The organism is Gordonia metallireducens (assembly GCF_021245825.1).
Lineage (GTDB): Bacteria > Actinomycetota > Actinomycetes > Mycobacteriales > Mycobacteriaceae > Gordonia > Gordonia namibiensis.
Genome location: NZ_JAJQJP010000011.1, coordinates 1 through 9,385 on the forward strand (window position 1 = coordinate 1; position 9,385 = coordinate 9,385).

Sequence of the window (9,385 nt, forward strand, 5' to 3'; positions counted from 1 at the left end):
GCGCCGTCCCTGGCGCACCGGCCCGCCGGTGTGGTCCCCGATGATGTTCGGGGAGAGGGTTTCTCGGACTACGAGGCAGTCCCGGTCTCGATCGCCTGCTGATGGTTGATGCTCTCCACCTCGATACGGCGCGGCTTGGCCTTCTCGGCCACCGGGATGGTCACGGTGAGCACGCCGTTGTCGTAGCGGGCGGAGATACCGGCACTGTCGATGGAGTCACCGAGGGTGAGCTGGCGTCGGTAGGTTCCGGAGAACCGTTCGCTGGCCAGCCACTCGACGCCCTCGTCGGACGGGGCAGATCGCTGGGCGGACAACGTGAGTACGCCGTTGTCGACGCTCACGTCGATCGAGCCCGGGTCGGCGCCCGGTAGGTCGGCGACGAGCATGTAGTGGTCGTCGACCTTGTAGAGGTCCAAGGGCATGAACTTGGGAGTACGCGCGGTTCCGGCAACCGAACCGGTCAGCATGCCCCGGGCCCAGGCATCCATGTCGGAAAACGGATCGAAACGCAGCACAGCAGTTCACCTCCTGTCTCACAAGGCTGCCCGCCACTCGTCCGGCGAGCAGCTCAACGCTGTACTGACATCGAAGATAGCACCGGATTCCGCACTCGTCTAGCACTCTCGGGTGGAGAGTGCTAACGAGTTCCCGGGCGGTGTCCGCCGCCTCGGCTCAGCCGAGTTCGGTTGCGTCGATGGTGAATCCGGCGTCGCGAAGGCGATCGATCAGGGCGTCGCCCATGGCCGCGGCGGTCGTCAGGACGCCCGTCCGGGCCGGTAGGCGGTCGCGGTCGAGTGCGAGTGCCAGGGCGCTCTCGGCGAGCATCACCGCGGTCGCCTTGTAACCGGGGTCGCCCTGCGCACGCATCTGTGCGCGGTAGCGTCGGCCGGTGGTCGTCCGGGTGAACGTCTCGACCACGAAATATCCACTGTTGCGGGACTTCTCGCTGGGGCCGTCGCCCGGCTTCGGAAGGACGCGGTCGAGGAGGCGGCGGGTGGGGCCGAAGCTCATCGCGCCCATGAACGCACCGGTGCCCACGGCCACCGCGCCGGCGGCGAGGGTCGACAAGGCCGGGACCCCGCCCACGTTCATCGTCTCCGCATAGTGGAAGTTCAATCCGTAGGCGTTGTCCAGCAGTGCATTCGACCGCCGGACGATCCGGGTGTTGTGTGCGGCCATGAAGAACGGGGCGAGCGTGCCGCGCAGCGACGGGTCGACCTTCTTGGCGTTGATGATCGACAGGTCGCTCGGTTCGTCGGACAGACTGACCCGGGGGACCTCACCGGGGCCGCCCGAGAGGGCCTGCGGGTTGAGCATCAGGCGCCGGGCCTGAGAGTTCTTGGCCTCGTCGGCGATGACCCGCATCGAGTCGATGGTGCCGCCGGACAGGCCGCCGCGCATCGACTTCACCACGAGCGTGGTGTCGGTCATCTCGCCGGCACCGTCCTCGGCGACCTTCTTGTAGAGCGCGTAGGTGGTGATGTCGGAGGGGACGGAGTCGAAGCCGCAGGAGTGGACGATGCGCGCGCCCGAGGCGACCGCGGTGTCGTGTGCCTTGTCGATGGAGTAGCGGACGAAGGGGACCTCGCCGGTGAGGTCGACGTAGTCGGTCCCGGCGGTGGCCGCCGCGACGACGAGCGCCTCGCCGTACTTGAGGTAGGGGCCGACCGTCGTGCAGACGACCTGGGTGCGGGCGACCATCGCGTCGAGCGCTGCGGGCGAGTTGGAGTCGGCCACGATCAGCGGCCAGTCCCGGGCGCGGAGGGGGAGTCGTTCGCGGACCTGGGTCAGCTTGGACTCGTTGCGGCCGGCGAGCGCCACCTTGGTGCCGATCGGGGCGTGGTCGGCGAGGTACCGCGCGGTGATCTCGCCGACGAAGCCGGTGGCGCCGTAGACGACGACGTCGAACTCGCGGCCGTGCGACCCGGCTCCGGACTGGTTGCCGTTGCTGTTTGTCTCGGTGTTCGATTCCCCGCTCATCTCTCCGACTTTACGTGGGACGCGGGTCACATGTGACCGGAGAGTCAGTTACCTCCCGCGGCCACTGCGCCGGGAGGCGGCACGCGCGGCGAACGGTGCCACGAACAGCATGAGGAGCACCCGCAGGATCTGCGCCGCGACGACAAAGGCCACGTTGCCGCCCGCGCCGGTGGCCGCCGCGAGGACGGCGTAGATGCCGCCCGGGGTGGTCGCCAGGTAGCAGTCGAACATCGACTCACCGGTCCAGGCCGACAGCGCGACACCGAGCAGCGCGCATCCGACACCGATGGCCAGGATCAGGGCCAGCGCATGCGGCAGGACGCGGCCGATCGCCCGGAGACGGTCCATGGTGAACCCGAGTCCGGCCTGCCACCCGATCAGCGCATAGGCGACGGTGAGCAGGATCGGGGACACCGCGGCGTCGCCGGCGACACCGGTGAGTTCGGCCGCCGTCGAGATCGCGAGGGGGCCGAGCAACCCGGCGGCCGGGAGGCGCAGCAAACGTCCCACGGGGATGCCGACACCCAGGCAGACGACGAGCAGTAACAGGCCCCACCCCTGGTCGGTCCACGACGCCGGGACCACCTCGACCGCGCTCTCGCCGGCCCCGAAGACGAGGGAGGCGACGAGCGGGATCGTGACGGTGACGAGAGCGACGCGAAGGTACTGGATGACCGCGACCATCCGTTCGTCGCCCCCGAATTCACGGGTGAGGGCGACCAGCCCGGAGGCGCCGCCGGCCACGAGGGCCAGCGAACCGGTCAGCGGGTCGACGTCTCGGTGCAGTCCGAGGAGAGCCCCGCAGACGACCGAGATCGCCAGGGTCGCGACGCCGATCACCAGGACCGGGAGCCACGACGAACCCAGTCCGCTGATCGTCTCCGGGTCGGCCATCGTCCCGATGAAGACGCCGAGCACACCCTGGGACGAGACGAACGCCCAGCGCGGCACGATCGGGGCGTCGGGGTCGTCGTCGGAATTGCGTTGCCGGGGTGCACGACCGGCGATCGCGAGTAGACCGGCGACGACGAGACCGGCGAACAGGGCAGCGGCGTCGACGTCGAAGAACTCGAGGATCAGCGTCGCGGCCGCGGTCAAGAGGGCCAGCAGTGTCCAGCGACGCATTGTGCCCACAGTAGGGCAGCATCTCGCGGGCCGCCGCGGGTGGGCGAGGCCGGCGACCGGGGGTCAGGCCGGCTGTGCGGTGCCCAGGCTCAGTGCCCCATGGGGTTTCGGCACACCTGGTTGATAGAAGGAGTCGACGGTGCCGAGGGCGAAGCCGGCCGCGGTCAGTTCGGCCCGGACATCCCGGGTGAGGTGGCACCCGCCGGCGACGCGTTTCTGGATCGGCTCGAGCCGACGCTGCCACGTGCGCACCTTCTCGTCGGGGGCGAGACCGTGTTCGAGGAAGGCCAGGGTGCCGCCCGGCCGGAGCACGCGCCGGATCTCGGCGAGGGCCGCGCCCAGGTCGGGGATGGTGCACAGGGTGAACGTCGACAGCGCGGCGTCGAAGGACTCGTCGTCGAAGGGGAGTTTCTGGCCGTCGAGGCCGGAGCGTTCGATCGGTACCGTCGAGCCGGCGACCCGGTCGGCGGCCATCCGCCAGCCGACATCGGAGGGTTCGACCGCGGCGACCTCGGTGAGCGTGCCGGGGTAGACGCCGACGTTGAGGCCCGACCCGAAGCCGACCTCGAGCACCCGACCGCTCAGCGGAGCGCAGGCGCGTTGCCGCAGCGGGGTCAGGGCGGACATGCCGCAGGTCATCTCGACCAGGTGCGGGACGATGCGGTCACCATAAAAACCCACGTGACCAGCGTAACGCCGCTCCCCGGCGCATCGCCGGGAGTTCGAGTCCCTACGCTTGAGGAATGAATCGACCGGTTCCGAATCCCTCGACGCTGCAGGCGCGGGTCATCGTCGACGAGATGATCCGGGGTGGCGTGCGGGAAGCCGTGCTCTGCCCGGGGTCCCGGAACGCGCCGCTGGCCTTCGCCCTGCACGCCGCCGACGCGGCGGGTCGGCTGCGGCTGCACGTCCGCATCGACGAGCGGTCCGCGGGTTACCTGGCGCTGGGTCTCGCGGTGTCGTCGAAGGAACCGGTGCCGATCGTCATGACCAGCGGCACGGCCGTGGCGAACATGGGTCCGGCGGTCTTCGAGGCCAACTACGCCCGCGTCCCGCTGGTCGTGATCAGCGCCAACCGGCCGTATGAGCTGCTGGGATCGGGCGCCAACCAGACCGTCGAACAATTCGGTCTCTTCGGCACCCAGGTGCGTGCCGCGATCAGCCTCGGCCTCGCCGAGCGCGACCTCGACACCAACAGCCAGTGGCGGTCGGCCGTCGGTCGTGTGCTCGCCGCCGCGCGCGGTGCCCGTACCGGCAACGCCGGCCCGGTCCAGTTCGACATCCCGCTGCGGGAACCGCTCGTGCCCGACCCGGACGAGGTCGGGGACGACGACCTGGGTTCGTTCTCCGGACGTCCCGGCGGGCTGCCGTGGACGCAGGCACCCGTCGGCAAACTCGACGTCCCCCTACCCATCGACCTCTCGTTGGACACGGTCGTGGTGTCCGGACACGGCTCGGGCGAGCATCCCGCACTCGCCGACGTACCGACGGTCGCCGAACCGACCGCGCCGCATCCGGCGACTCCGCTGCACCCGCTCGCCCTCGACTCGGTACGTCCCAAGCAGGCGATCATCTGCGGCCGTCCGACGCTGCACCGCGGGGTGTCGCGGCTGCTCGCCGACCCCGAGGTCCGGGTCTACGCGCTGACCACCGGTCCGCGCTGGCCGGACGTCTCGGGCAACGTCTTCGCGACCGGCACCCGTATCGAGGTCGTCAGCGAACCCCGCGAGGACTGGATCAAGGAGTGCGCCGCCGTCCAGGAACGGGTGGCCGGGGCGGTCGAGGCCGAGCTCGACGAACCCGGTCCGACCACCGGACTGCACGTCGCGCGCGCCGTCAGCGCCGCGATGGCTCCGGGCGACCAGCTCGTCGTCGGGGCGTCGAACCCGATCCGCGACATCGCCCTCGCCGGACGGGTCGCCGAAGGCGTGCGCGTTCTGTCCAACCGCGGCGTCGCCGGCATCGACGGGACCAACTCGACGGCGATCGGTGCCGCGCTGGCCCTCGACCACGAACGTCCCGGCGCCCGCACGATCGCGCTGATGGGTGACCTGACCTTCATCCACGACGCCACCGGCCTGGTCATCGGGCCCGGGGAGCCGCGGCCCGATTCGCTGCGGATCGTCGTGGCCAACGACGACGGCGGCGGGATCTTCGGACTGCTCGAACAGGGCGACCCGCGCTACAACGCCGGGCAGTACGCCGGCGCCTACGAGCGCGTCTTCGGAACCCCGCACCGCACCGACATCGCGTCGATGTGCGCGGGCTTCCACCTCCCGCACCGGCGCGTCGGCGTCGACGAACTGCGCGCCGTCCTCGCCGAGGAACCGGCGGCCGGCGGCATCGAGGTGATCGAGGTCGCCACGGATCGGGATCGGTTGCGATCGGTGCACGCGGCGATCGCGGCGCGCCTGAAAGCGTCGGCGGACTAGACCGCGCGACGGCGGTCCCGTACCCGGCCGGTTACCCTGAACGCCATGAATCCGGTGATCCAGCGACGCGTTCAGCTCGGGTTGCTCGTCGTCGGGATCACCATCACCGCGATGGCGTTCTCGCTCGTCGCCGGCTGCTTCAAGAACGACTCCGCCATCGAGGCCAGCAAGGCCACCGTGATGGCCGAGGTCGTCTCGGTGGATGCGCTGCACGCCGCGGTCGACTTCCAGACGCCCGACGGCTCGTTCCACAGTCCGCGCTTCGGTCTGCTCTATCCCACCGAGCTCAGCGAGGGACAGCGGATCAGCGTCGAATATGCCGCCTACAACCCGGATCTCGCGCGCCCCACCGGGCGCACCGCGATGCTCTCGATCATCCCGGGACTCTCCGTCGCCGTCGTCGGCTGGGTGGTCGTCGGCCTGCTGATGGTCGGGGTCGCGGAGTTCAGCCGACGCCGGAACCGCCGGACCGCGGAGACCGCCGGTTCCGCGGGCGAGGCCACGAGCGAGGCCACCGACGAGGAGTCCGTCAGCCCGCGATGACCGTCGTGGTCCCACCGGAGATCACGAGGGCCTCGTCGTCGCGCAGGAAATGCAGCCGATGGTCGGCGAACTCCTGCCGTGTCCGATCGATCCGGCCGCGTCCGCCGACGGTTCCCTCCGCATGCGGGACGACCGTGACATCGATGAGTTCGAGGCCGACGGTCGAGGTCAGCGGTGTCGCCTCGCTCGGGTCGTCGAGTAGCGCGAGTGGCGCGATGTCGGGACCGGTCACGCACGCCCCGGCACTGACCCCGATGTAGGGCAGGCCGTGACGGACCGCGTCGACGAGAGGGCGGTCGGCGCCGGCGTGACGGAGTGCACCGAGAAGGTGGAAGACGTTGCCGCCGGACACGAACACCGCGTCGATCTCGCTCAGCGCGCGGGTGAACGTGGCCGCCGAGACGAGTTCCGGATCGACGTCGACGACCTCGAATCCCTGATCGCGCAGGCTGCCGCGATCGAGGTCGAGCCAGGCCTGGTCGTCGTAGATCGACGACGCCGTCGGGATGAAGCCGATGCGGGCACCGGCGCCGACCCGGGGGACGAGGAAGTCGCGTACCGGCGTGAGCCAGCGGCTCAGCAACAGAAGGTCCATGTCGGGCACACGTCCACTGTGCACCGGCGGTGCGGGTCGCCGGGAATTCACCAGGCGTTGCGCGTCGTGTCACGCCTTGCGCCGCTGCCGGTCAGATCGACCGCGCAGGGTCGGGGTATGCGCGTTGCGATCGTCGCCGAGAGCTTCCTCCCGCAGATGAACGGGGTCGTCAACTCCGTCCTGCGGGTCGTCGAACATCTGGAGTCCACCGGCCACGAGGTGGTCGTCGTCGCCCCGGACACGCCGCGGGGATCTGCGTCCGCACCGCGGACGGTCGGTCGGCGTACGCCGGTGCATCTGGTGCCGGCGGTGCGGGTTCCACGGGTGACGTCCCTGCCGGTCGGGGTGCCGATGCCGCTGCTGTACCGGGTGCTGCGCGACTTCGCGCCCGACGTCGTGCACCTGGCCTCACCGTTCGTGGTGGGAGCCGCAGGTGCCGCGGCGGCGCGGGCGCTGGGTGTGCCGACGGTCGCGGTCTTCCAGACCGACGTCGCCGGGTTCGCCTCGGCCTACCGGCTGGGCGCGGTGGAGAAGGCGGCCTGGCGCTACACCCGGAAGCTGCACGAGATGTGCGATCTGACCCTGGTCCCGTCGACCGAGACGATGGCCGCTCTCGCCGCGCGCGGGGTGCCACGGTTGCGGAGATGGGGCCGGGGCGTCGACCTCGACCTGTTCTCTCCCGATCGACGGAGTGATGCGCTGCGCACCGAGTGGTTGCGCGGTCACGAGGATGCGCTGGTGTGCGGGTTCGTGGGTCGGCTGGCGCCGGAGAAGCATGTCGAGCGGCTGGCGGGACTGTCGGTGAATCCGCGGGCCCGGCTGGTGATCGTCGGAGACGGTCCCGAACGTGCCCGACTCGAACGGCTGCTGCCGGACGCGGTGTTCACCGGCGAACTCCGAGGAGAGGCGTTGGCGCGTGCGTACGCATCCTTCGACGTCTTCGCGCATGCCGGCGAACACGAGACGTTCTGCCAGACGATCCAGGAGGCGATGGCCAGTGGCCTGCCGGTCATCGCACCCGACGCCGGTGGGCCGCGCGACCTGGTGACCCCGTTCCGCACCGGTTACCTGCTCGAGGTCGCAGGTTTCGAGAAGACCCTGCCCGCGATCGTCGACTCGTTGCACGACGACGCGGTGCGGGCCGCCTTCGGCCGGGCGGCCGCCCAGGCGGTGCGAACACGGACGTGGCCTGCCGTGTGTGCCGAACTCGTCGGGCACTACCGATCGGTGACGGGCTCGGGTGTCGCGGCCGCTTTCGACCGGCCGGCCTGAGCCCGAGAATTGCTGGTTGCGCGCCAGACGGTAGGTTGACTCCCATGGCATCGACGGGCGCGAACCCACCTCAGCGAGCAAGTCTGGAGAAGGATCCGGCCGAGGTCGCGGCCATGTTCGACGGCGTCGCCCGCCGCTACGACATCACCAACACCGTGCTGTCCTTCGGGCAGGATCGCGGGTGGCGCAAGAAGACCCGCAAGGCGCTCGATCTGCGCCCGGGCGACATCGTCCTCGACCTCGCCGCGGGAACCGCGGTGTCGACCGTCGAGCTCGCGTCGTCGGGCGCCCACTGCGTCGCCGCCGACTTCTCGCTCGGCATGCTGAAGGCCGGCGCCCACCGCGACGTGCCCAAGGTCGCGGCCGACGCGCTGTCGCTCCCATTCGCCGACAACTCCTTCGACGCGGCCACCATCTCCTTCGGCCTGCGCAACGTCAACGACGTCCCCAAGGCCCTCGCCGAGCTGCGTCGGGTCCTGAAACCCGGTGGACGGCTGGTGATCTGCGAATTCTCCACGCCGACCCTCAAGCCGTTCCGCACCGTGTACATGGAATACCTGATGAAGGCGCTGCCCGCGGTCGCGACCAAGGTCTCCAGCAGTCCGGCCGCGTATGTCTATCTCGCGGAATCGATCCGGGCCTGGCCCGACCAGTTTGCCCTCGGCGACCTCATCCGCGACGCCGGGTTCGACCACGTGCGCTGGCAGAACATGACCGGCGGGATCGCTGCGATCCACTCCGCCCGCGCCTGAGTCCGATCACTCGCTGAGGTGCGAGCGGTCCGCCCACCGCTCCTGAGGTGCGCGCGGCCCGCCCACTGCTCCCTGAGGTGCGAGCGGAGCGAGCCACGAAGGGCCGGCGACCTCGTCTCACCAGGCCTTCGTGGGTCGTCGACTTCGATACGCTCCTTCGTCGCTACTCAGCCCGGCGGCTTTCGCTCCTCGCACCTAGTAATAGCTCGAAGGTTGTGAAATACGGGACATCCTCCTGTTGTGGTCGTAAGGGCTTGGTGTCCCAACCACAACAAGGAGGATGTCGATGTCTGACGCTAGTCCCTTGAGTCGAGGAACGAAACGCCGAAACGACCGTTTGAGCCGACTGCGGGAGATCGTGCGCCGCGATTACGCGGTGGTGGCGATTGATCTGGCAGCCAAGAAACAGGTGATCGTCGTCGCCGATCATGACTCCCGCGTGCTGGCCCGCAAGACCTTTGCCTGCACCCCGTGGAAATTGGGGTCGGCGATTCAGTGGAGTCGTGCCCAGGCTGAGGCGGCCGGGTTCACCGGCATCGTCATCGCCTGTGAACCGACCGGGCACCGCTGGAAAGTGGTGGCCGATCTGGCCGCCGCAGTCGGAGCGCAGATGGTGTGCGTGCAACCGATGGTCGTGGCACGGGCTCGGGAAACCGAAGACTTCACCCGCGACAAATCCGACGACA

At 69.7% G+C, this 9,385-nt stretch carries 10 protein-coding genes; 5 read left to right on the forward strand and 5 right to left on the reverse strand.

Translation table 11 applies throughout. From position 1 onward, the window contains the following. Positions 1–68: 68 nt before the first annotated feature. From LQD00_RS02915 to LQD00_RS02930, 4 genes are all read right to left on the reverse strand, one after another. A complete protein-coding gene (locus LQD00_RS02915) occupies positions 69–515 on the reverse strand; it encodes an Hsp20/alpha crystallin family protein (protein ID WP_154884227.1) in 447 nt (148 codons plus the stop codon). Between the two features lie 157 nt (positions 516–672). Beyond that, positions 673–1,980, reverse strand: a complete 1,308-nt coding sequence (locus LQD00_RS02920) for a saccharopine dehydrogenase family protein (RefSeq protein ID WP_232715598.1) — start codon at positions 1,978–1,980, stop codon at positions 673–675. Between the two features lie 48 nt (positions 1,981–2,028). Beyond that, positions 2,029–3,105, reverse strand: a complete 1,077-nt coding sequence (locus LQD00_RS02925; RefSeq protein ID WP_232715599.1) for an AbrB family transcriptional regulator — start codon at positions 3,103–3,105, stop codon at positions 2,029–2,031. 63 nt (positions 3,106–3,168) lie between these two features. After that, positions 3,169–3,786, reverse strand: a complete 618-nt coding sequence (locus tag LQD00_RS02930) for a class I SAM-dependent methyltransferase (protein WP_232715600.1) — start codon at positions 3,784–3,786, stop codon at positions 3,169–3,171. A gap of 62 nt (positions 3,787–3,848) precedes the next feature. Between LQD00_RS02930 and menD the strand changes: the two genes are divergently transcribed. Both menD and LQD00_RS02940 read left to right on the forward strand, forming a co-directional pair. Beyond that, positions 3,849–5,537, forward strand: a complete 1,689-nt coding sequence (menD, locus tag LQD00_RS02935) for a 2-succinyl-5-enolpyruvyl-6-hydroxy-3-cyclohexene-1-carboxylic-acid synthase (protein WP_232715601.1) — start codon at positions 3,849–3,851, stop codon at positions 5,535–5,537. 45 nt (positions 5,538–5,582) lie between these two features. Further along, complete coding sequence (locus tag LQD00_RS02940) at positions 5,583–6,080, forward strand: hypothetical protein (RefSeq protein ID WP_232715602.1); 498 nt, start codon at positions 5,583–5,585, stop codon at positions 6,078–6,080. Here the strand turns inward: LQD00_RS02940 and LQD00_RS02945 are convergent. Continuing rightward, the gene (locus LQD00_RS02945; protein ID WP_232715603.1) at positions 6,067–6,684 is read right to left on the reverse strand and encodes a Type 1 glutamine amidotransferase-like domain-containing protein; all 618 of its coding nucleotides are present in this window, start codon (positions 6,682–6,684) and stop codon (positions 6,067–6,069) included. The genes LQD00_RS02940 and LQD00_RS02945 overlap by 14 nt on opposite strands. A 108-nt stretch (positions 6,685–6,792) precedes the next feature. Here LQD00_RS02945 and LQD00_RS02950 point away from each other — a divergent pair, with 108 nt between their 5' ends. The 3 genes from LQD00_RS02950 to LQD00_RS02960 all read left to right on the forward strand — a co-directional run. Continuing rightward, positions 6,793–7,947 carry a glycosyltransferase family 4 protein gene (locus LQD00_RS02950; protein ID WP_232715604.1) on the forward strand — a complete coding sequence of 385 codons (1,155 nt, stop codon included), beginning with the start codon at positions 6,793–6,795 and terminating at the stop codon, positions 7,945–7,947. Positions 7,948–7,991: 44 nt separating this feature from the next. Continuing rightward, positions 7,992–8,699: a demethylmenaquinone methyltransferase gene (locus LQD00_RS02955; protein ID WP_154884220.1), complete on the forward strand. Its 708-nt coding sequence runs from the start codon at positions 7,992–7,994 to the stop codon at positions 8,697–8,699. 358 nt (positions 8,700–9,057) lie between these two features. Then, positions 9,058–9,385 (forward strand): IS110 family transposase (locus LQD00_RS02960; RefSeq protein WP_232715605.1); only part of this gene is annotated, 328 nt, incomplete at its 3' end.